Annotated in this window: 20 protein-coding genes; 4 read left to right on the forward strand and 16 right to left on the reverse strand. The window is 60.0% G+C overall.

The window, feature by feature from the left end; translation table 11 throughout:
• Positions 1 to 123: 123 nt before the first annotated feature.
• Together GIW48_RS05135 and GIW48_RS05140 are read right to left on the reverse strand one after the other, a co-directional pair.
• Positions 124 to 672 carry a hypothetical protein gene (locus tag GIW48_RS05135; RefSeq protein WP_015885727.1) on the reverse strand — a complete coding sequence of 183 codons (549 nt, stop codon included), beginning with the start codon at positions 670 to 672 and terminating at the stop codon, positions 124 to 126.
• A 144-nt stretch (positions 673 to 816) separates the two neighbouring features.
• A complete protein-coding gene (locus GIW48_RS05140) occupies positions 817 to 1,584 on the reverse strand; it encodes a sulfite exporter TauE/SafE family protein (protein ID WP_017134676.1) in 768 nt (255 codons plus the stop codon).
• Positions 1,585 to 1,683: 99 nt separating this feature from the next.
• On the opposite strand from GIW48_RS05140, the gene GIW48_RS05145 reads away from it, so the two are divergent.
• From GIW48_RS05145 to leuA, 4 genes are all read left to right on the forward strand, one after another.
• Complete coding sequence (locus GIW48_RS05145) at positions 1,684 to 2,574, forward strand: LysR family transcriptional regulator (RefSeq protein WP_236460752.1); 891 nt, start codon at positions 1,684 to 1,686, stop codon at positions 2,572 to 2,574.
• A gap of 30 nt (positions 2,575 to 2,604) precedes the next feature.
• Positions 2,605 to 3,984, forward strand: a complete 1,380-nt coding sequence (xseA, locus tag GIW48_RS05150; protein ID WP_058422672.1) for an exodeoxyribonuclease VII large subunit — start codon at positions 2,605 to 2,607, stop codon at positions 3,982 to 3,984.
• 3 nt (positions 3,985 to 3,987) lie between these two features.
• The gene (locus tag GIW48_RS05155; protein ID WP_170040763.1) at positions 3,988 to 4,809 is read left to right on the forward strand and encodes a peptidoglycan DD-metalloendopeptidase family protein; all 822 of its coding nucleotides are present in this window, start codon (positions 3,988 to 3,990) and stop codon (positions 4,807 to 4,809) included.
• 663 nt (positions 4,810 to 5,472) lie between these two features.
• Complete coding sequence (gene leuA / locus GIW48_RS05160) at positions 5,473 to 7,152, forward strand: 2-isopropylmalate synthase (protein WP_017138560.1); 1,680 nt, start codon at positions 5,473 to 5,475, stop codon at positions 7,150 to 7,152.
• 152 nt (positions 7,153 to 7,304) lie between these two features.
• Here the strand turns inward: leuA and GIW48_RS05165 are convergent, their stop codons facing one another.
• The 14 genes from GIW48_RS05165 to hscA form a co-directional block, all read right to left on the reverse strand.
• Positions 7,305 to 8,096 (reverse strand): amidohydrolase, encoded by a 792-nt coding sequence (locus GIW48_RS05165; protein WP_176992611.1) that lies wholly within the window; start codon positions 8,094 to 8,096, stop codon positions 7,305 to 7,307.
• Complete coding sequence (locus GIW48_RS05170; protein ID WP_236460751.1) at positions 8,084 to 9,232, reverse strand: pyridoxal phosphate-dependent aminotransferase; 1,149 nt, start codon at positions 9,230 to 9,232, stop codon at positions 8,084 to 8,086. The genes GIW48_RS05165 and GIW48_RS05170 overlap by 13 nt, the downstream gene beginning before the upstream one ends.
• A 133-nt stretch (positions 9,233 to 9,365) precedes the next feature.
• Positions 9,366 to 10,835, reverse strand: a complete 1,470-nt coding sequence (gene der / locus GIW48_RS05175; RefSeq protein WP_053135513.1) for a ribosome biogenesis GTPase Der — start codon at positions 10,833 to 10,835, stop codon at positions 9,366 to 9,368.
• 135 nt (positions 10,836 to 10,970) lie between these two features.
• Entirely contained in the window at positions 10,971 to 12,122 is a 1,152-nt protein-coding gene (gene bamB / locus GIW48_RS05180) for an outer membrane protein assembly factor BamB (protein ID WP_186617307.1), read from the reverse strand.
• Complete coding sequence (locus GIW48_RS05185) at positions 12,115 to 12,756, reverse strand: YfgM family protein (RefSeq protein WP_017135953.1); 642 nt, start codon at positions 12,754 to 12,756, stop codon at positions 12,115 to 12,117. The genes bamB and GIW48_RS05185 overlap by 8 nt, the downstream gene beginning before the upstream one ends.
• 41 nt (positions 12,757 to 12,797) lie before the next feature.
• Positions 12,798 to 14,087, reverse strand: a complete 1,290-nt coding sequence (gene hisS / locus GIW48_RS05190; RefSeq protein WP_017135952.1) for a histidine--tRNA ligase — start codon at positions 14,085 to 14,087, stop codon at positions 12,798 to 12,800.
• A gap of 21 nt (positions 14,088 to 14,108) precedes the next feature.
• Positions 14,109 to 15,218: a flavodoxin-dependent (E)-4-hydroxy-3-methylbut-2-enyl-diphosphate synthase gene (gene ispG, locus GIW48_RS05195; protein ID WP_056858733.1), complete on the reverse strand. Its 1,110-nt coding sequence runs from the start codon at positions 15,216 to 15,218 to the stop codon at positions 14,109 to 14,111.
• A 2-nt stretch (positions 15,219 to 15,220) separates the two neighbouring features.
• On the reverse strand, positions 15,221 to 16,222 hold the full coding sequence (locus GIW48_RS05200) for a RodZ domain-containing protein (protein ID WP_236460750.1): 1,002 nt from the start codon (positions 16,220 to 16,222) through the stop codon (positions 15,221 to 15,223).
• The gene (gene pilW / locus GIW48_RS05205; protein WP_017135949.1) at positions 16,222 to 16,980 is read right to left on the reverse strand and encodes a type IV pilus biogenesis/stability protein PilW; all 759 of its coding nucleotides are present in this window, start codon (positions 16,978 to 16,980) and stop codon (positions 16,222 to 16,224) included. The genes GIW48_RS05200 and pilW overlap by 1 nt, the downstream gene beginning before the upstream one ends.
• A 12-nt stretch (positions 16,981 to 16,992) precedes the next feature.
• Entirely contained in the window at positions 16,993 to 18,141 is a 1,149-nt protein-coding gene (rlmN, locus tag GIW48_RS05210) for a 23S rRNA (adenine(2503)-C(2))-methyltransferase RlmN (protein ID WP_017135948.1), read from the reverse strand.
• Between the two features lie 29 nt (positions 18,142 to 18,170).
• A complete protein-coding gene (gene ndk, locus GIW48_RS05215; RefSeq protein ID WP_003175956.1) occupies positions 18,171 to 18,596 on the reverse strand; it encodes a nucleoside-diphosphate kinase in 426 nt (141 codons plus the stop codon).
• 92 nt (positions 18,597 to 18,688) lie between these two features.
• On the reverse strand, positions 18,689 to 18,892 hold the full coding sequence (gene iscX / locus GIW48_RS05220; protein WP_017135947.1) for a Fe-S cluster assembly protein IscX: 204 nt from the start codon (positions 18,890 to 18,892) through the stop codon (positions 18,689 to 18,691).
• 14 nt (positions 18,893 to 18,906) lie between these two features.
• Positions 18,907 to 19,248, reverse strand: coding sequence for an ISC system 2Fe-2S type ferredoxin (fdx, locus tag GIW48_RS05225; RefSeq protein WP_015885743.1), 342 nt, complete (start codon positions 19,246 to 19,248; stop codon positions 18,907 to 18,909).
• Positions 19,249 to 19,251: 3 nt separating this feature from the next.
• Positions 19,252 to 21,114, reverse strand: coding sequence for a Fe-S protein assembly chaperone HscA (gene hscA / locus GIW48_RS05230; protein WP_236460749.1), 1,863 nt, complete (start codon positions 21,112 to 21,114; stop codon positions 19,252 to 19,254).
• Positions 21,115 to 21,149: the final 35 nt, after the last annotated feature.

Genomic DNA, 21,149 nt, shown 5'->3' on the forward strand with positions numbered 1-21,149 from the left:
TAGATCGTTCCCACGCTCCGCGTGGGAATGCCGCCAGGGACGCTCCGCGTCCGGGGTCTTGCGCAATGGTGACGCGGAGCGTCACGGGATGCATTCCCACGCAGGAGCGTGGGAACGATCAGGTTAAAGCTCGACTTTGACCCAACTCATCTTCTGGTCCAGCCAGTCGGCAAATTCGTCGATAAAGCTCTGCTTGAATCCCGCTTCCGCCCAGTTGTTGAAGATGAAACCCAGGTTGGAGAAGCCGCATTCCTGCAGGAACAGAAACCCATTGATGTCATCTTCATGCCCACACAACGGGCAAGTGAAGTTATCGGTGTGGCCGGGCATCCAGTCTTCCAGGCTTTCGAACAGCGCCTCGCCGACTTCTTTAAGGCACTCCGGGCAGCCGGCCTCTTCGAGAAAGCCCTTGGCCGGCGTGTAGATGCAGCGCTTGTAGATGATCTCCAGGCCATTGATCGGCTCGTTGAACGGCAGCGCTTCGGGGTGCAGCACCACGGCGCGGGCGCCGTCGGCCAGGGCGTAGGCCATGCGGTTGCCGGTGCGCCCGCAGGTGGTCAGCTCTTCCTTGATGATGTTCTTGCGCACCAGCCAACGCACGATGGCCCGGGCGCGGGGTTCGTGGACGGGCAAGGTGGAGATTTTGGGGACAAGGATGCTTTGGGAGTTCATGGTGCTTGGGAGCCCTGCGGTGTGGCGACTGCCGACATCGCGGGCAAGCCCGGCTCCCACATTTGGAATGCATTCACCTGTGGGAGCTGGCTTGCCTGCGATGAGGCCTTGAAGCCTGGCAGCTTAATCCCTGCCCCACACAGGTCAAGTGCTCAAATACCGCCCAATCAATGCAATCCCACTGGCCAACACCAACCATGTCACCAAGCGCACAAAGGCTTCGCGGGACATCCGCATCGTCAACCTGCGCCCACACCACAGCCCCAGGGCCATCGCCGGCAACAGGCACAGCGCCAACAACAGCAACGGCAAGTCCGCATACACCCCGGCAATCAGGAACAGACTCAAGCGCACCACCGTGCTGCAACTGATCAACGCACTTTGCGTGGCCCGCGCCGCATCCTTGGGCAAACGGCTGTTGAGGTAGATCGCATATAAAAAGCCGCCGCTGCCGAACAGCGCACCAAACAGGCCGCCGACGGTGCCCATTGGAATCGACCAACCTTTGGAAAGCTGAGTGGGCCGCGCCTTCACCGACAAGCTGTAGATCGCATAGGCACTGATAAACACCCCCATCAGCAGCAGCAACAGATCCGAATGCAGGTTGAGCAGAAAGATCACGCCCAGCGTACAACCGATGGCCATGCATGGCAGCAACCGCAGCAGCTCGGGCTTGTTCACGTCTCGCCGCGATTGCAGCAGATTGCCAAAGGCCGCGACAAAATCCAGCAGCACCAGCAGCGGGATGATCTTCGACAACGGCATAAACACAATCAGGATCGGCCCCGCCACCAGCGCCGTGCCAAAGCCTGCAATACCGAAGACGATATAGGCCAGCACCACACCCAGGCCGATGACCAGCCAATCGACACCACTAAACGACCACTGGCTCATCAGCTCAACCGGGCTCATGTCGTATTCCTTGAAAGAGATAACCAACACTTTAGCCATCGCCGAGTGTTGCGACTAATATCTTCAAAGCCCTCTACTTATCTTGAAAAGGCATGACAAGTGATCTCGACCCGCCAACTGCGCTACTTCGTAGAGATCGCCGACAGCGGCAGCTTCAGCGCCGCCGCCGAGCGTTTGTTCGTGGCGCAATCGGCCCTGAGCCGCCAGATCAAGGCGCTGGAAACCCAGCTGCAAACTTCACTGTTCGAACGCACCGCGCGCCAGCCCCGGCTGACGGCGGCGGGCGAAGCCTTTTACCCGAGGGCGCGCAACCTGCTGAGCGAGCTGCTCAAGGCCAGCGAGATGGCCACCCAGGTTGGCAAGGGTCAGCTTGGCACCCTGCGCCTGAGCCATTCGAGCACCGTGCCGATGAGCGGGCCATTGCTGCACGGCATCAGCACCTGGCTGCAGCGTTGCCCCGGCGTATCGATGGATATCGTCAAACTGTCTTCCGAGGCGCAACTTGAAGAAATTGCCGACGGGCGCCTGGAAGTCGGCCTTTTACGTTTACCGGTGCTGCGCCAGCGCGAAGGCGTGCGCGTGGTGCCTTTATATAGCGAACAACTGTTGCTGGCTGTGCCGCCCAATCACTCGCTGGCCCGCAGTAATAACCCGATCGAACTGGAGCAACTCAAGGACGAAGCGTTTATCTCGATCCCCCATCCCCAACGCGGCGGCCTGAGTTATCTGTCGGCCGAGCTGTGCATGCGTGCAGGATTTTTCCCCAAGGCGGCGCGGGTGATGTCGCGCAAAACCACGCAGTTGCAACTGATCCAGGCCGGATTCGGTATTGCCCTGTTACCAAAATCCATGCAGGACATAGCGCCGGCCAACCTGCACTTTTTGTCCCTGGCGGACCCGGACTGCTTGAGTACCGTGGCCCTTGCCTGCGCGCAGGCGCCGAGCGCACTGGTGGAGCAATTCTGCCAAACCTTGCACGAATGCCTATAAACTGCCGCCCATGATTAAAGATCGCTCCTCATGATTAAAGATCCGTTTGCCCGCTTGGGCCTGGACCGCGAAGTCCTGACTGTCAGCCAGCTCAACGGCCGCGCGCGGGTGTTGCTGGAAGACGTGTTCACCAATATCTGGGTCGAAGGCGAGATCTCCAACCTCGCCCGCCCGGCTTCCGGCCATGTGTATTTCACCCTCAAGGACAGCGGCGCCCAAGTGCGTTGCGCGCTGTTTCGCAACAACGCCGCACGGGTGCGCCAGGCGTTGAAGGACGGCCTGGCGGTGAAGGTGCGCGGCAAGGTCTCGCTGTTCGAAGGCCGGGGCGACTACCAACTGATCCTCGACACCGTGGAACCTGCCGGCGATGGCGCGCTGCGTTTGGCCTTTGACGCGTTGAAGGAAAAGCTCAGCGCCGAAGGCCTGTTCAGCGCCGAGCGCAAGGTGCCGCTGCCGGCGCACCCTCGGCGCATTGGGATTATCAGCTCGCCGACGGGCGCGGTGATTCGCGACATCATCAGCGTGTTCCGTCGTCGTGCGCCGAACGTTGAACTGACACTGATCCCCACCGCCGTACAGGGCCGCGAAGCCATCCCGCAGATTGTGCGCGCGCTGAAACTGGCGGATGCGCGCGGTTTCGACGCGTTGATCCTGGCCCGAGGCGGCGGTTCGCTCGAAGACCTGTGGTGCTTCAACGAAGAAGCCGTGGCCCGCGCGGTGGATGCCTGCGTGACGCCCATCGTCAGCGCCGTCGGCCATGAAACCGACGTGTCGATCTGCGACTTTGTGGCCGACGTGCGCGCCCCCACGCCCTCCGCCGCCGCCGAATTGCTCGCGCCAGATGCCAGCCACCTGGTGCGCCAAGTCGAAAACCTGCACCGCCGCCTGGTGATGCTGATGCGCAACCGTCTGAGCCATGATCGCCTGCGCCTGGAAGGCATGGCCCGCCGCCTGCGTCACCCTGGCGAACGTCTTCGCCAGCAAGCCCAGCGTTTGGACGACCTGGACATGCGCCTGCGCCGCGCCTTCGAGCGCAGCCTCAATACCCGTCGCGAACGCCTGATCCGCCTCGAAACCCGCCTCGCAGGCCAACACCCCGGCCGTCAACTGGCGTTGCTGCGCCAGCGCCTCGATAGCCTCGCAGAACGCCTGCCCCGCGCCATGCGCGAAGGCCTTAAGGCACGCCGCCTGCAACTGCAAAGCCAGGTGCAGACGTTGCAGGTGGTCAGCCCGCTGGCCACCCTGGGCCGTGGCTACAGCATCTTGCTGGACGAGCGCGGCCAGGCGATCCGCAACGCCGCGCAAACCCACACCGGCCAGCGCCTCACTGCGCGCCTCGGCGAAGGCCAATTGCAGGTGCGGGTGGAAGATAACCACCTGACGCCCGTCACCCTTTCGTTACTGGATTGATTGATGCCACGTTTATTTAGCCTGCTGATGCTCTTGTGCCTGACCTTCAACGCCCACGCCGACAGCTACATCACGCGGTTGCTGAACAAGCCGGTGCCGGGTGGCGTCGCGGTGATTGACCTGGGCACTTCAACGGCCGCGCCTAAAGCCACCTACCAGAACCGGCCGGTGCTGGTGGTCAAGGAGCAGAACAACTGGCTGGCGATTGTCGGCATTCCACTGACGGTCAAACCCGGCACCGAGCGCATCACCAGCGGCGGGCAAAACTTGCCGTTTGTGGTGGGCTTCAAGAAATACCCCGAACAGCACATCACCTTGAAGAACAAAAGCCAGGTGAACCCGGCCCCGGCGCAACTCAAGCGCATCGAGGGCGAACTGGCCGTGCAGCTCAAGGCTTACCGCAGCTTCAGCCCGAACACACCGAGCAACCTGCTGCTGGACAAACCGGTCAACGGGCCACTGTCGAGCAAATTCGGCGTGCGCCGTTTCTTTAATGGCGAGGAACGCAACCCGCATTCGGGCCTGGACTTTGCCGTGGGCGCGGGCACGCCGATCAAGACGCCGGCGGCGGGCAAGGTGATCCTCACCGGCAATTACTTCTTCAACGGCAACACCGTGTTCGTCGACCATGGCCAGGGCTTTATCAGCATGTTCTGCCATATGTCGAAGATCGACGTCAAAGTCGGCGACCAACTGGCACGCGGCGCAGTGGTGGGCAAGGTCGGTTCCACTGGCCGTGCAACCGGGCCGCATATGCATTGGAACATCAGCCTTAACGATGCGCGGGTTGACCCGGCGATCTTTATTGGCGCGTTCCAGCCCTGATAAAAATATTCAACCTACCGGCCTCATCGCGGCATAGGTATCTACGCAACTTTTAAAAGCAGCCTATTTCTCCTGTGGCGAGCAGGCTTGTCCTGCGTTGGGCTGCGAAGCGGCCCCAAAAACAGACGCTGAGTACTTTCAGCAAAATTGCCGTGCCTGTACTGGGGCCGCTTCGCAGCCCAACGCAGGACAAGCCTGCTCGCCACAACAGCCCACCTGCCACAGACTTCGTGTTAACCGGTTGTGTAGATACCTATGCTCATCGCGGGCAAGCCTGGCTCCCACAGGTGAACGCGATTCCCTGTGGGAGCCGGGCTTGCCCGCGATGACGCCAAGCCTGCCAGCCCAATTGCGCGCCCGATAAGTACCGCGCAATAAAAAGAAACCCTACACTCAATAACCGACACAAAATATCGAATCCCAGCCAAATAGCAGAACTTATCTCAATTTTTCCCGACTGCTTGCCATCTTTCACCCCTGCGGTTAGGGTTGAGCTTATGAAAACCTCTCACACCCTCATTCAGCTCCGCCAGCACCGTAGCCTGTGCCTCGTCAGCGCACGACTGCCAGGCTGAATCGATCTGCCTCGTCCCAAGCTTCGCCCCCAATAACAGTTTTACGGCAGGCCGCCTTTTCTCGGCCCCTACTACAAAGGATTTCCCGATGAGCATGCTCAAAGACCCGTCTTCGAAATACCGCGCGTTCCCGACCATCGATATCCCGGACCGCACGTGGCCGTCGAAGACCATCACCGAAGCGCCGATCTGGTGCAGCTCCGACCTGCGTGATGGCAACCAGTCGCTGATCGAACCGATGGACGCCGCGAAAAAGCTGCGTTTCTGGAAGACCCTGGTGTCTGTAGGCGTGAAGGAAATCGAAGCCTCGTTCCCGGCCGCGTCGCAAACCGACTTCGACTTCGTGCGCACCTTGATCGAAGACAACCACATCCCCGCGGACACCACCATCCAGGTGCTGACCCAGGGCCGTGAAGACCTGATCGCACGTACTTTCGAATCCCTGCGCGGCGCTAAAAAGGCCATCGTGCACTTGTACAACGCCACATCGCCGTCGTTCCGCCGCATCGTGTTCAACCAGGACAAAGATGGCATCAAGGCCATCGCGGTCAACGCGGCAAAGCTGTTCGTCAAATACGCCGCCCAGCAGCCGGAAACCCAGTGGACTTTCGAGTACTCCCCAGAGACCTTCAGCGCCACGGAGCTGGAGTTCGCCAAGGAAGTGTGTGATGCGGTGATCGAGGTATGGAACCCGACGCCAGAGCACAAGATGATCCTCAACCTGCCGGCCACGGTTGAATGCGCGACACCCAACATCTATGCCGACCAGATCGAGTGGTTCGGCCGCCATATCAACCGTCGTGACAGCGTGATCATCAGCCTGCACACCCACAACGACCGCGGCACCGGCGTGGCCGCCACCGAGCTGGGCCTGATGGCCGGCGCTGACCGTGTCGAAGGCTGCCTGTTCGGCAACGGCGAGCGTACCGGTAACGTCGATCTTGTGACCGTAGCCTTGAACATGTACACCCAAGGCCTCGACCCGCAGTTGGACTTTTCCGATATCGATGGCGTGCGCAAAGTCGTCGAGGAGTGCAACCAGATTCAGGTGCACCCACGTCACCCGTACGTCGGCGACCTGGTGCACACCGCATTCTCCGGCTCCCACCAGGACGCAATCCGCAAGGGCTTTACCCAGCAGAAAGCCGACGCGCTGTGGGAAGTGCCGTACTTGCCGATCGACCCGGCGGATATCGGCCGCAGCTACGAGGCGGTGATCCGCGTAAACAGCCAGTCGGGCAAAGGCGGCATCGCCTACCTGCTGGAGCAGGAGTACGACATCAGCTTGCCACGCCGCATGCAGATCGAGTTCAGCCAAGTGGTACAGGCCGAAACCGACCGCGTGGGCCTGGAGATGACTGCACCACAGATCTACGCCTTGTTGCAGCGTGAATACCTGCAAGCCAACACCCCGTACGCGCTGGTCAGCCATCGCCTGCAGGAAGAAAACGGCAATAGCACCGTGGAAGTGGAAGTCTCGGGCAAGGGCCAGGGCGAAACCAACCTGCGCTGGAACGGCAAGGGCTACGGCACTTTGGAAGCGCTGGTGGCGGCGCTGCCGATCAAGGTTGAGATCATGGACTACAACGAACACGCGATCGGCGCCGGTACCCATGCCAAGGCGGCGGCTTACATCGAGCTGCGCGTGAACGGCGAGCGTCCGGTGCATGGTGTGGGGATTGATGAAAATATCACCACCGCGAGCTTCAAGGCGGTGTTCAGTGCGCTGAACCGCTCGTTGAGCCAGCTGGAAGCGAAGGCGGCGTAAGCGCTGTCGCGGTAATGCAAAAGGCCCCTGGGTGAGAATCCAGGGGCCTTTTTATTTGTGGTGTCTGCTAGGGCCTCATCGCGGGCAAGCCCGGCTCCCACATTTGGAATGCATTCACCTGTGGGAGCGGGCTTGCCCGCGATAGCGGTCTGTCAGACAAACTGAAAGTCATCGGCATCCAGATTTGCCGGAAACCTGGTGCGATACGCTGCCAACTCTGCCGCATTCAGGCACACCTGAAACACCCCGTCCGCCTCCCCCGCACTCAGCAAGGTCTCACCCTGAAAATCCAGCACCTGGCTGTCCCCGGTGTAGGCAAAGCCCTTGCCATCGGTACCCACCCGATTGACTGCCGCCACGTAACACAGGTTCTCGATAGCACGCGCCGGCAGCAAGCGGTTCCAGTGCTGACGGCGCGCACCCGGCCAGTTCGCGGTGTACAGCAGCAGGTCAGTGTCCTGGGCATCACGGCTCCACACCGGGAAGCGCAGGTCGTAGCAAATCAACGGGCGTATACGCCACCCCTTCAACTCGAACTGTACCTGGCGCTCGCCGGGCGTGTAATGGTCGTGCTCGCCAGCCATACGGAACAGGTGACGCTTGTCATAGTGCAACACTTCCCCGTCCGGGCGTGCCCATAGCAGACGGTTACGGTGGCTGCCGTCGGCTGCCTGGATGATCACGCTGCCGGTGATCACCGCGTTGTACTTCGCCGCCTGGGCTTGCAGCCAATGATGAGTCGGGCCATGTTGCGGCTCGGCAAGGGTTTGCGACTCCATGGAGAAACCGGTGGTGAACATCTCCGGCAGTACAATCAGGTCGGCGCCTTTGGCCTGCTCCAGCAACAGTTCGAAATGTTCGAGGTTGGCCTGACGGTCATGCCATACCAGGCTGGTCTGGACCAAGGCGATATTCAGGTCGGGCAATGCAGTCAAATCACGCATAGTTTCTCCGCCGCGTGTTGCAGCGTCTCCTCGCGTTTGGCAAAGCACAGGCGCACCAGGCGCTGGCCTTGCGGCGGGCTCTGATAGAACACCGAGACGGGGATGGTCGCCACGCCGTGTTCGCGGGTCATCCACAGTGACATGGCGACGTCATCCAGGTCGGGGCGAATCTGCGAGTAATCCACCAGTTGGAAGTAAGTGCCGGCCACCCGGGTAAAGCTGAAACGCGACGGCGCCAGCAGGTCGCAGAACAGGTCGCGCTTGGCCTGATAAAAGGCCGGCAATTGCTCGACGTGTTCCGGGTGTTCGGCCATGAAGTCAGCCAAAGCGTACTGCAAAGGGGTCACGCCGCAAAAGTTGACATATTGATGCACCTTGCGCAGCTCGGCGGTCAGGGCCGGTGGTGCGACCACGTAGCCGGTTTTCCAGCCGGTGACGTGGTAGGTCTTGCCGAAGGAGCTGACCACAAACGCCCGTTGATACAACTCTTCATGGGCCAGCACGCTGACATGGAGCACGCCATCGAACACCAGGTGTTCGTAGACCTCATCGCTGACCAGGTAGATATCGCGGTCGCGGATCAGCTCGGCCAACTGGTCCAGCTCGGCCTGGCTGATCAACGCGCCGGTGGGGTTGTGCGGCGAGTTGAGGATGATCATGCGCGTGCGCGGTGAGAGCGCAGCCTTGATCTTGTCAAAGTCGAGCGCGAAGCCTTGCAGGCTCAATTGCACATGCACGCAACGGCCACCGGCCAGCTCGACCGACGGCTCGTAGCTGTCGTAGCTGGGGTCGAACACGATGACTTCATCGCCGTTGCGGATGACCGCCTGGATCGCGCAAAAGATCGCCTCGGTCGCGCCTGGGGTGATGGTCACTTCGCTGTCGACATCCACTGTAGCGCCATAACTGCGGGCGATCTTGGCCGCCACTTGTTGGCGCAACACGGGCAGGCCGGTCATCGGTGCATATTGGTTATGGCCGAGGGCGATATGCTTGCCCACGGCATCGAGCAACCCTTGAGGGCCATTAAAATCGGGAAAGCCCTGGGACAGGTTAAGCGCGCCGGTTTCGGCAGCCAATTGCGACATTGTAGTAAAAATGGTGGTGCCGACATTCGGCAGCTTGCTGGTGATCATCGGAGGCCCCTGCAGGTGAGCCCCAAGTTTTAAGCTGCCCTAAGCATCGGGTCAAGGCACAAACCACCGCGCACAAAAAAGGGCTCCAAAGGAGCCCTTTTTGCAGCGTGTCGCTCACAACTCAAAGCGGCGCTTATTTCTTGTCGCGGCGCTTCTTGTCGGCCTTCTTGTGGTGAGTCATCAAACGACGCTTCTTGTTCACCTGACGGTCAGTCAGTGTGTTCTTGTTGCCTTCGTATGGGTTCTCGCCACCCTTGAACTCGATACGGATCGGCGTACCGACCAGTTTCAAGACACGGCGGTAGGTGTTTTCCAGGTAACGCACGTAGGACTTGGGCACCTTCTCGATCTGGTTACCATGGATCACGATAATCGGCGGGTTGGCACCACCCAAGTGGGCGTAACGCAGTTTGATCCGACGGTTGTTGACCATCGGTGGCGCGTGCTCACCGACCGCATCTTCCAGGATCTGGGTCAGGCGGTTGGTCGGCCAGCGAGTAACCGCAGACTTGAACGAGTTCTGCACGGACGCGTAGAGGTTGCCCACGCCGGTGCCGTGCAGTGCCGAGATAAAGTGGATATCGGCGAACTCGACGAAGAACAGCCGACGTTGCAGCTCGATCTTGACGAAATCGCGCTCGCTCGGCGTCATGCCGTCCCACTTGTTGATCGCGATGACCAGGGCACGACCGGCTTCCAGGGCAAAGCCCAGCAAGTTGAGGTCGTGGTCCACCACGCCTTCGCGGGCGTCCATCACGAAGATCACCACGTTGGCGTCTTTGATCGCCTGCAGGGTTTTGACCACCGAGAACTTTTCAACTTCCTCGTGGATCTTGCCGCGCTTGCGCACACCGGCGGTGTCGATCAGCGTGTACTTCTCGTCGTTACGTTCGAACGGGATGTAGATACTGTCGCGGGTAGTACCCGGCTGGTCATACACGATGACCCGGTCTTCACCGAGCATGCGGTTAACCAGGGTCGACTTGCCGACGTTCGGACGGCCGATGATGGCGATCTTGATACCGTCTTTTTCGCTCGGGCCAGGAATGCGCTTGGCTTCCTCACCTTCGGCAACGATCTCTTCCTCGCCCTCTTCTTCCTCAGCGTCATCCTTGGGGAAGTCGCGCAGGGCGATTTCCAGCATCTGGGTGATGCCGCGACCGTGGGCACCGGCGACCGGGATCGCATCGCCCAGGCCCATCGGGCTGAATTCGGCACGGGCCGCTTCAGGATCGATGTTATCGATCTTGTTGGCGACCAGATAGGAACGCTTGTTGCGCTTGCGCAGGTGCTCGCCAATCATTTGGTCGGCAGCGGTGTAGCCCGCACGGGCGTCCACCAGGAACAACACGACATCGGCTTCTTCGATAGCGAGCAGCGACTGCTCGGCCATCTTTTCGTCCATGCCATGCTCGTCACCGGAGATACCACCGGTGTCGACAATAATGTAGGAGCGCCCTTGCCACTTTGCCTCACCGTATTGGCGATCACGGGTCAGACCGGACAAGTCGCCAACGATGGCGTCACGAGTCCTGGTCAGGCGGTTGAACAAGGTGGACTTGCCGACGTTAGGTCGGCCCACCAGGGCGATTACGGGAACCATGCGGCTCTCCACTTCGTTATTTCAGAAAATACAAAAGCCGCTGCAAGGCAGCGGCTGGTGCTCGGGGCAGCATAGTCAAATGCCGCATGCCCCGCCGAAGCGGGGCCGCCTGGGTTTTACCCCAAGCATAGTTGCTTACTTGATGGTCAGGGCTTCCAGCTTGCCGCTGTTGCCAAACACGTAAAGCATGTTACCCACAACCAGCGGACGCGCACGCAGACCGTCGCTGTCGATACGCTCGCGGCCGACAAAACGACCGTCTACCTGGCTCAGCAGGTGCAGGTAACCTTCGAAGTCACCTACCGCTACGTAGCTGGAGAACACTTCCGGTGCCGACAGTTGACGGCGAGCCAGGGAGTCGTTGCTCCACAGCGCAGTGGTGGAACGCTCGTCGACACTTTCAACGGTGCCGGAAGCGAGGCTTACGTAGACGCTGCCGAACCCTTGGGCGACACCGGCGTAGCTGGAAGCATCACGCTGCCAGTTGATGCGGCCGCTTTGCAGGTCCAGCGCCGCAACACGGCCCTGGTAAGTGGCCACGTAAATGGTTTCACCCGACAGCAGCAGGCCGCCGTCGATGTCCACTACGCGGTCCAGCTCGGAGCGACCTTGCGGAATGGCCACACGGGTTTCCCAGGCCGGCACGCCGTTCTGGGTATCCAGGGCGACCACTTTACCGGTCGACAGGCCAGCAACGGCCAGGTTGTTCGTCACAATCGGACCACTGGTACCGCGCAGGGTCAACACCGCCGGGGTGCTGTCATACAACCAGCGCTGGTTACCGGTGGCGGCATCCAGGCCGATCACACGGTCATCCTGGGTTTGCACCACGACGATATCGCCGTTGGTGGCAGGCGCGGAGAGCACTTCACTGGTCACGCGAGCACGCCATTTCTCTTCACCCGTTGCCGAGTCCAGAGCCACCACGTCGCCTTTAAGCGTACCGATCAGCACCATGCCGTAGCCGACGCCCACACCACCGGAAACCGGCAGCTCGAGGTCTTTCTTCCACTTCACGTCGCCATTCATACGATCCATGGCCATGACAACGCCAGTGGAGTCAGTGGCCACGATGTTGTCGCCGTCGATTGCCGGCTGCAACAAGTTGTACAGGTCGCCCTGGCCGTCACCGACGGAGCGGCTCCACTGCTTTTGCAGGACCACTTCTTCCTTGAAGCTGGTCAGCTCGGCAGGAGGCAGTTCTTTTTTACTGTTGCTGCTGCAACCCGCGGCCAGAACGGCCAGAGCCAGCAATGCTGCATGTTTCCAACGGATCACGTCACGCATCCCCTTTGGCCAAGTCGTCCAGCTTGATTTGTAAGCCACCGACCGCTGCTTCATCAGACAGCGCCGCCTTGGCTTTTTGGTACGCAGCATGGGCTTCGTCGGTACGACCCAATTGGACCAACAGGTCGCCCTTGAGCTCTTCACGAGTGGCCACAAATGCCTTGTCAGCATCGCCGTCGAGCAGTTTGAGTGCTTCGTCAGCCTTGTTCTGTGCCGCCAATACCTGCGCCAGGCGCTGACGTGCGATTTCACCCAGGGTCGGGTTGGTCGGTTTGTCGGCGATGGCCTTCAGCTCGGTGGCTGCGTCATCCAGCTTGCCGGTGTCGACCGCAACTTTCGCGACGAACAGGCTGCCGTACTGGGCGTAGGTGCTACCGCCAAATTCGTTTTTCAGCTTGCCGGCAAGGTCCGCCACTTGGGCTGGATCAGGCTTGCCGTCCGGCGTCAGCGTGGTTTCCAGCAATTGCTGATAGAGGATCGAGGCGCCTTGGGACTGGTTGGCCTGATACTTGTGCCAGGCTTGCCAGCCGAACACCACCACTAAAGCCAGCAGACCGCCAGTAACCAGGGGCTTGCCGTTACGCTGCCACCAGTCCTTGAACTCGGCCAGTTGCTCATCATCAGTACTCGACACCCCAATACTCCTTAATCGCTAAATTCGGCTGTTCGACAGCTTCAACCCTGCACGACGCAGGTGGCCAAGTGCGCGGCGAGCGCATCAAAGGCAATGTTCTGTTGCTCGCCCTGGCCACGCAGGGGTTTGAAACCTATCACTTGCTGGGCCAGTTCGTCATCGCCGAGGATCAGCGCATACAGCGCGCCGCTCTTGTCGGCCTTCTTGAACTGGCTCTTGAAGCTGCCGGCGCCGGCATTGATCTGCAGGCGCAGGTTCGGCAGTTGGTCACGCACTTTTTCGCTCAGGGCCAGGGCTGCCAGTTCGGCGGCCTCGCCAAAGGCGCATAGGTACACGTCCACCTGACGGGAGATTTCTTCCGGGACCTGCTCCAGGGTTTCCAGCAGCAGGATCAGCCGCTCGATGCCCATGGCAAAACCTACGCCGGTGGTCGGCTTGCCGCCCATTTGCTCAACCAGGCCGTCGTAGCGACCACCGGCACACACGGTGCCCTGGGCGCCGAGTTTGTCGGTGACCCACTCGAACACGGTCTTGCTGTAGTAATCGAGGCCACGCACCAGTTTAGGGTTGATGACGTAGGGAATACCGGCCGCATCCAGGCGAGCCTTGAGGCCCTCGAAGTGCACGCGCGATTCGTCGTCCAGGTAGTCGGCCATTTTCGGCGCGTCGACCAGTACGGCTTGGGTGTCGGCGTTCTTGGTATCGAGGACGCGCAACGGGTTGGTTTTCAGACGGCGCTGGCTGTCTTCATCCAATTTGTCCAAGTGAGCAGACAGATACTCGACCAGGGCAACGCGATAGCGACCCCGGGATTCGCTGGTGCCCAGGCTGTTGAGCTCAAGCTTGACCGCGTCGCGGATGCCGAGCAGGCCCCACAGGCGCCAGGTCAGCACGATCAGCTCGGCGTCGATGTCCGGACCATCGAGGTTGAACACCTCGAGGCCGATCTGGTGGAACTGGCGATAACGGCCTTTCTGCGGGCGCTCGTGGCGGAACATCGGGCCGATGTACCACAACTTCTGCGGCTGGCCACCACCGGTGAGACCATGCTCGAGCACGGCACGCACGCAGGCGGCTGTACCTTCCGGACGCAGGGTCAGGGAGTCACCGTTGCGATCTTCAAAGGTGTACATCTCTTTTTCGACGATGTCGGTCACTTCACCGATGGAGCGCTTGAACAGCTCGGTGAACTCGACGATCGGCATGCGGATCTGTTTGTAACCGTAGTTATCCAACAGACGCGCGACCGTGCTCTCGAAGTAGCGCCACAGTGGCGTCTGCTCCGGCAGGATGTCGTTCATGCCACGAATGGCTTGCAGAGACTTGCTCACATCTAATCCTTAAATTCGTTCTTAGCCGCGCGCGATCAGCGCTGCGTCAGCCGCAACCTTTTCAGCTGCTTTCTCGCGGATCAGCTTTTCCAGATGATCCACGAGATTCTCATTCGTCAGTTTCTGCGACGGCTTGCCGTCGATGTAAATCAGGTTCGGTGTACCGCCAGTCAGGCCCACATGGGCTTCCTTGGCTTCACCCGGCCCATTGACCACACACCCGATCACCGCCACATCCAGCGGCACCAGCAGGTCTTCGAGGCGCAACTCCAGGTCGTTCATGGTTTTCACCACGTCGAAGTTCTGCCGCGAGCAGCTCGGGCAGGCAATGAAGTTGATGCCACGGGAACGCAAACGCAGGGATTTGAGAATGTCGTAGCCGACTTTCACTTCCTCTACGGGGTCTGCCGCCAGGGAGATGCGGATAGTATCGCCAATCCCTTCGGCGAGCAGCATACCGAGACCCACCGCAGATTTCACTGTGCCTGAGCGCAAACCGCCCGCTTCAGTGATACCCAGGTGCAGCGGCTGCACGATTTCCTTGGCCAATAGGCGGTAGGCTTCTACCGCCATGAACACGTCGGAGGCCTTTACGCTGACCTTGAAGTCCTGGAAATTCAGGCGTTCAAGGTGCTCGACGTGGCGCAATGCCGACTCAACCAGCGCGGCTGGGGTTGGTTCGCCGTACTTTTTCTGCAGGTCTTTTTCCAGCGAACCGGCGTTGACGCCGATACGGATGGGAATGCCACGGTCACGTGCCGCGTCCACCACGGCGCGCACACGGTCTTCGCGACCGATGTTGCCCGGGTTGATGCGCAGGCAGTCCACACCCAGCTCGGCCACACGCAGAGCGATTTTGTAGTCGAAGTGAATGTCGGCGACCAGCGGAACCTTGACCAGTTGCTTGATGCGGCCAAAGGCCTCGGCAGCGTCCATGTCCGGTACGGATACGCGCACGATGTCCACACCGGCGGCTTCCAGACGGTTGATCTGGGCGACTGTGGCGGCCACATCATTGGTGTCGCTGTTGGTCATGCTCTGCACTGCGATAGGGGCATCGCCACCTACCGGTACGGAGCCGACCCAGATCTTGCGCGATACGCGACGTTTGATTGGAGATTCGCCGTGCATGACTATTGTCCCAACTTGAGGCGAGCAGTCTCGCCACTGGTGAACGGCGCCACGTCCACAGGCTGGCCGTTGTAGGCCACTTGCGCGCCACGGGCAAAGCCCAGACGCAGCGTCAAAGGAGGCTTGCCGCCTTGGTCAAGCGTATCTCCCTTACGCTTCAGACCGCTAAACAGCACTTTGCCATTGCCATCGGTGACTTGCGTCCAGCAGTCAGCGATGAAGGTAATCTGGATATGCCCGTCGCCGGCGATCAATGCCGGGGTGGTGGGAGGCGAAATCGCGGCCGGGGCCGGGGCCACTGGTGCGTTAGTCGCTGGGGCCTGCGCCGGAGCAGCCGGAGCAACTGGCGTGTGCGCCTGGGCAACCGGGGCAGCCGGTACGGTTGGAGCCGGCACAGCAGCGGTGGCTGCAGGTGCAGTGCCCGCTTCCGGAGTCGGTTGCTCGGTGGTAGCCGGCGCTTCCGAGGCGGCCTGCCCTTGGGCAACCGCCTGGTCTTCCGGCTCATCCAGCGGGTGAATCTGGGTGGTGCCGTCGGCGCTTTCGACTTCGACGTGCTCCATGGCGTTGCTGGTCATATCCTTGGTGCGTTGGGAGGCCTGGTCTTGCCACCAGACGAAACCGCCACCCACTACGGCAATCAGCAGCAACAGGCTGACAATCCGCAAAATAGTGTGGGAAACCCGTACCGGCTCCTCGATGCGGCCCAGGCCATGCACATTGCTGCCCTGGGAATCGGTGCCGGTGAACTGGTCAAATTCCTGGACCAGTACCGCCTGGTCGATGCCCAGCAACTTTGCATAGGCGCGGATATAGCCGCGGGCAAAAGTATGCCCAGGCAGCTTGTCGAACGCGCCGGCTTCCAGGTTGCCCAGGGATGTGGCGGTCAAATTGAGCTTGAGGGCCACTTCTGCCAGCGACCAACCATTGCTTTCGCGGGCCTGACGCAAGGTCTCGCCTGGGTTTACGCGATTAGCTGCTACAACTTCCGGGTGCGCCGCTTTCATCATTGCTCCGACAGGTATTGCTGATATTCCGGCGTACCGGGATAGAGTCGTTCGAGTTGCTGGCCAAACTGTGCGGCCGTGTCGCGTTCTTCATGAACCGTCGCCAGGCGCACACCGAGCAATAGACTACGTGCATTTTGCCCGCTGAGCAGGCTAAAACGCTCGTAAAAGTCACGTGCCGGCACATAATGCCTGTCTTCGTAAGACAACTCAGCCATTTCGAGTAAAGCCCGTGGCTGGCGATTGTTCAGGTGCAGGGCTTTTTCCAGTTGCTGACGACCGCTGTCGCGCAGGCCAAGGCGTATCGAGGTCACCCCAAGGTTTTCGAATACTCGCGAACGCTCAGGATAAAGGGTATCGGTACTGGCTTGCTGGAAATAGCGGGACGCCTGGTCGTAACGTTGCTGCGCAAACAGAAAACTGCCGTAGTTGTTCAGCAGCCGCGGGTCGGCAGGACGTGCGGCCAGGGCCTTGTGAAAATACGCGTCGGCCAGTTCAGGCTCGGCCTGGGCCTGGAATACCAGCGCCAGTGCGGCATTGGCATCGGCGTCGTCGCCGTCCAGCTCAAGGGCTTTTTTCAACGGCACCTTGGCCTGCTCGCTCATGCCCTGGCGCAGATATCCCAAGCCCAATTGCACATAGGCAATTCGCGCCTCGTCACGGCCTTTGCCGGTTTGCATGGGGCTGTCATGGCCCGATGAAACACAACCGGCCGCGAGACCGGTAAAAAGCAACAGCAGCGCGAGGCGCAAGGGCATAGAGGTCCTCTCTCAGATTCGATTCACAGCAATTTGCGGCAAATCTTCGGCGGCGTTAAGTTCGCGCACGGCGATATAACGCTCACTGCGGCGGGTGCGATCCATCACTTGCCCGACCAGTTGGCCACAGGCGGCGTCGATGTCTTCACCACGGGTGGTGCGCACAGTAACGTTGTAGCCGGCCTGGTGCAGTTGATCCTGGAAACGACGGATGGCGTTGTTGCTCGGCCGCTCGTAGCCAGAATGGGGAAACGGGTTAAACGGAATCAGGTTGATCTTGCACGGGGTGTTCTTGAGCAGTTCGATCATTTCGACCGCGTGCTCAACTTTGTCGTTGATGTCCTTGAGCATGGTGTACTCAATGGTCAACACACGCTTTTCGCCCAGGGTCGCCATGTAACGCTGGCAAGATTCGAGCAGCATCTTAAGCGGATACTTCTTGTTGATCGGCACCAATTGGTTACGCAATGCGTCATTCGGTGCGTGCAACGACAGCGCCAGGGAGACGTCGATGTGCTTGGCCAGCTCATCGATCATCGGCACCACGCCGGAAGTCGACAGGGTCACACGGCGCTTGGAGATGCCGTAGCCGAGGTCGTCCATCATCAAATGCATGGCGGCAACGACGTTGTCGAAGTTCAGCAGCGGCTCACCCATGCCCATCATCACCACGTTGGTGATGGCACGGTCGACGGTTGCCGGGACGCTGCCAAAGGATTTGTTGGCAATCCACACCTGGCCGATGACTTCGGCGGCGGTGAGGTTGCTATTGAAGCCTTGCTTGCCGGTGGAGCAGAAACTGCAGTCCAGGGCACAGCCTGCCTGGGACGAAACGCACAAAGTGCCGCGCTTGCCCTGGGGAATGTAGACGGTCTCGACGCAGCTGCCGGACGCCACGCGCACCACCCACTTACGGGTGCCGTCGGTGGAGATGTCCTCGCTGACAACCTCGGGACCACGGACCTCAGCAATGGCCTTGAGCTTGTCGCGCAGGGCCTTGCTGACGTTCGTCATGGCGTCGAAATCGTCGACACCAAAGTGGTGAATCCACTTCATTACCTGACCGGCACGGAAACGCTTCTCCCCGATTGAGTCGAAGAATTTTTCCATTTCCTGTTGAGTCAGACCCAGCAGGTTGGTTTTAACAGTCGATGTAGTCATGGATTCACCCTCACTCTTTAAGCCGATGCTTAGCGAGCGGTTACTTCAGTAGCAGCGAAAAAGTACGAGATTTCGCGAGCAGCAGCGGCTTCGGAGTCCGAACCGTGAACAGCGTTGGCGTCGATGGACTCAGCGAAGTCAGCACGGATAGTGCCGGCAGCGGCTTCTTTAGGGTTGGTAGCGCCCATCAGCTCGCGGTTCAGAGCGATAGCGTTTTCGCCTTCCAGAACCTGAACAACAACAGGGCCGGAGATCATGAAGGCAACCAGGTCGCCGAAGAAGCCACGAGCGCTGTGCTCAGCGTAGAAGCCTTCAGCTTCAGCTTTGGACAGTTGCTTGAGTTTCGAAGCTACAACCTTCAGGCCGGCTTTTTCGAAACGAGTGGTGATCTCGCCGATGACGTTTTTTGCAACAGCGTCAGGCTTGATGATGGAGAAAGTACGTTGAACAGCCATGGTGTAACTCCAGAAACGGTAATTTACGAAAAATTAAACCCGCGAATTATACGCGGGTTATTAGGTATTGCCTAACTGCGTAAAAAGTCGGCTCAGTCGTCTGCTTCTTCGATCCACAGACCCTGAATCGCCTCCAGGACCTTTTCGCCACCCCGGTCAGGAATGTCGTCGAATTCCGGCAGCGCCATTACGAGGTCGCGCAATTTGACGAAGTTCACGGTAAGAGGATTGACCTCAGGATGAGCTTCAGCAAGTTGTATAGCGATTTCTTGTACATCAACCCATTTCAGGCTCATGACATTTCCTTGAATCAATGCGGCGCTTCGGCTGCATGGTTGAGGGAATATTTCGGAATTTCGACGGTAATGTCTTCCGTGCCGACCTTTGCCTGACAGCTTAGGCGAGAAGTCGCCTCAAGGCCCCAGGCGCGATCCAGAAAGTCCTCTTCCAGCTCGTCCGCTTCTTCGAGAGAGTTGAAACCTTCGCGAATCACGCAGTGGCAGGTCGTGCAGGCGCAGACACCGCCGCAGGCGCTTTCGATCTCGATGTGGTTGTCATGGGCAACCTCGAGGATGGACTTGCCGGTCTCAGCCTCCACAACCATACCGTCCGGGCAATGCTCGGCGTGTGGCAGAAAAATGACCTGCGGCATTAATTATTCCTCGATTTCATTCAGGTTGCGCCCGGCCAGTGCGGCTTTCACCGTCTGATCCATGCGGCGGGCGGCAAAAGCATCAGTCACTTGCGACAGGCGCTTGGTCTGCTGCTCGATGGCGTAACCATCGTTGCCTTTCATCAGTTCGGCCAGTTCCTGCATTTGCAGGTCGATAACCATGCGCTCTTCAGCATCCAGCAGACGCTCGCCGTCGGCTTCCAGGGCGCCCTGCACAGCTTCGAGCAGGCGCTGGGCATCGACTTGCTGCTCGCGCAGCACGCGGGCGACCTTGTCGTCACCGGCATATTGGAACGAATCCTTGAGCATCTTGGCGATTTCGCCGTCGGTGAGGCCGTAGGACGGCTTGACCTGAATGCTGGCTTCAACGCCCGAGGCCAATTCACGCGCTGCTACGCTGAGCAGGCCATCGGCGTCGACCTGAAAGGTCACGCGAATTTTCGCCGCACCGGCCACCATCGCCGGGATGCCGCGCAATTCAAAGCGCGCCAGGGAGCGGCAGTCGCTGATCAGTTCGCGCTCGCCTTGCAGCACATGAATCATCATGGCCGTCTGGCCATCTTTGTACGTGGTGAAATCCTGGGCGCGTGCGACGGGGATGGTGGTGTTGCGTGGAATCACCTTCTCCATCAGGCCGCCCATGGTTTCCAACCCCAAAGAAAGCGGGATCACGTCGAGCAGCAGCAGTTCGCCACCCTCGCGCTTGTTACCGGCAAGCGTGTCGGCCTGGATAGCAGCGCCGATGGCGACTACTTGGTCCGGGTCGATTTCTGTCAGTGGCTGGCGACCGAAAGCTTCGGCAACCGCTTCGCGAACGCGTGGGACGCGCGTCGAACCGCCGACCATGACCACTGCGGCCACGTCTTCCAGCTCGATACCGGAATCACGTACAGCCCTACGGCACGCCTTGAGGCTGCGAGCGACCATCGGTTCGATCAGCGCATCAAAGGCTTCGCGAGTCAGTTGAGCCGACCAGCTGCCGTAGGAAACTTCAACAGAATCAGCGTCAGTCAGTGCTTCCTTGGCCGCACAGGCAGTTTGCAGCAGATTACGCTGCGCGCCCGGGTCCAGATCAGCCGACAAGCCAGCGCTGGTGATGATCCAGCCTGCAATGGCATGGTCAAAGTCATCGCCGCCCAAGGCGCTGTCGCCCCCGGTGGCCAGTACTTCAAACACACCGCCGGTCAGGCGCAGAATCGAAATATCAAAAGTACCACCGCCCAGGTCATAAATAGCCACCAGGCCTTCAGCGTGCTGATCCAGGCCATAGGCCACCGCCGCTGCGGTCGGCTCGTTGAGCAAGCGCAACACGTTCAGGCCCGCAAGCTTCGCGGCGTCCTTGGTGGCTTGACGCTGTGCGTCATCGAAATAGGCAGGAACGGTGATCACTGCGCCGACCAGTTCGCCGCCCAAGGTATTTTCTGCGCGCTGACGCAGCACCTTGAGGATATCGGCCGACACTTCAACCGGGCTTTTCGGGCCTTGGACGGTGTCGATGAACGGCATATGGGATTCGCCGCCAACAAAGCGGTACGGCAGCTGGTCGCCCAATTGCTTGACGTCGGAAAGACCGCGACCCATCAAGCGTTTAACCGACAGCACGGTATTCAACGGGTCACTGGACGCTGCCAGCTTGGCCGACTCACCGACTTCAGTGCGATCAGCGTGATAACGCACAGCGGAGGGCAGGATCACCTGGCCATTAGCGTCGGGCAATGGCTCGGACAGGCCGCTGCGCAAGGCAGCAACCAGGGAATTGGTGGTGCCCAGGTCAATCCCGACCGCCAGGCGACGCTGGTGTGGTTGAGGGCTTTGGCCGGGTTCGGCGATTTGCAGTAGGGCCATGGTAATCAGGTCTTATCTGTCTATCAGGCGTGCAT

The sequence above is a fragment of the Pseudomonas sp. PA-6-3C genome (genome assembly GCF_021605825.1).
GTDB lineage: Bacteria > Pseudomonadota > Gammaproteobacteria > Pseudomonadales > Pseudomonadaceae > Aquipseudomonas > Aquipseudomonas edaphica.